The sequence below is a fragment of the Pseudarthrobacter sp. MDT1-22 genome, from assembly GCF_054511035.1.
In genome coordinates, this window is the sequence record NZ_JBTNDK010000080.1 from 1 (window position 1) to 1151 (window position 1151).

At 66.6% G+C, this 1151-nt stretch carries 1 protein-coding gene; it reads left to right on the forward strand.

The window, feature by feature from the left end; all coding sequences use genetic code 11:
* Positions 1 to 149 precede the first annotated feature (149 nt).
* The coding region (locus ACX80M_RS21040; RefSeq protein ID WP_459310412.1) for a putative transposase at positions 150 to 1151 on the forward strand (1002 nt) is incomplete at its 3' end.

Below are 1151 nucleotides of genomic sequence, written 5' to 3' on the forward strand. Positions count from 1 at the left end.
CCAGGACTCTGGACATGGGCTGATGCGGTGGAATGGCTTCCGCGTGATTCCGCTGATCTTGTTGCGGGCTGGCTGTTAATTTTCACCTGTTTGCGATAAAATCTAGACGAGAAATAGTATCGTGTTGAAGGGGTGGGATGATGGGCGTGATGACTGCTCAACTGCCCCTTCCTGCCTCGATGGACGCCGGTGCCGTCCCGATCGGCGCCGCTGCGTCGCTGGTCGAAGACGAGGACGGCGGCAGGGTTTTCGTTCATGGCGAGCTCTCCTATGGTTGGGATGCCGGGGATTCGGTGTCCCGTCGGTTCGCGGCGGCGAAACTGGCGGACATCAAAGCCGGTTCGGTCGCTGAGGTAGCTGCCGCGTTCGGAGTGGATCCGGGCACGTTATGGCGGTGGCGCCAGGACCTGGCAGCGGCCGGTGTGCTGGGCTTGGCCCCGGAAAAGTCCGGCCCGAAAGGGCCCAGCCGTCTGACGGACGCCGTGATGTCCCGGATCCGTTCCCTTCGTGCGACGGGATTATCCCTGCGCGCCGTTGGAGCGGCTGTGGGCGTCTCCGAATTCAGTGTCCGCCGCACCCTGGCCATAGAAACCCCGGCCCCGGAAGAGCCGGCTGCTGCGCACCCGGGTCGTCCGGAAACGGAGCCGCTCCAAGACGAGTTGCCGGTACTCCCTGCACCGGTGGACCGGTCCGAGGAACGGGCGTGGGCCCGGACCGGATTGGTCGAGTGCGCGTCCCCGGTGTTCGCACCCGCAGCCCGGGTGCCGTTGGCCGGGCTGTTCCTGGCCCTGCCCGCCCTCGAGCGCACCGGACTGCTGGAGTGCGCGAAGGAGGTCTTCGGGGCGTTGCCGAACGGGTTTTACGGGTTGGAGACCATCCTGACCGGCGCCGTGTTCCAGGCGTTGGCGGGGGAACCACGCGCCGAGGGGATCACCCGGATCGACCCGGCAGCACTGGGCAGGGTCCTGGGCCTGGACCGGGCCCCGGAAGTGAAAACCCTCCGCCGCAAAACCGCCGCCCTGGCCACGAGAGGCAAGGCCGGAGAGCTTCTGACCGCAATGGCTGCCAGACACCTCAACGGCAGTCACGACGAGGGCGCGGATCTGGCCGCTGTGCTCTATGTTGATGGGCATGTCCGCGCTTACCAGGGC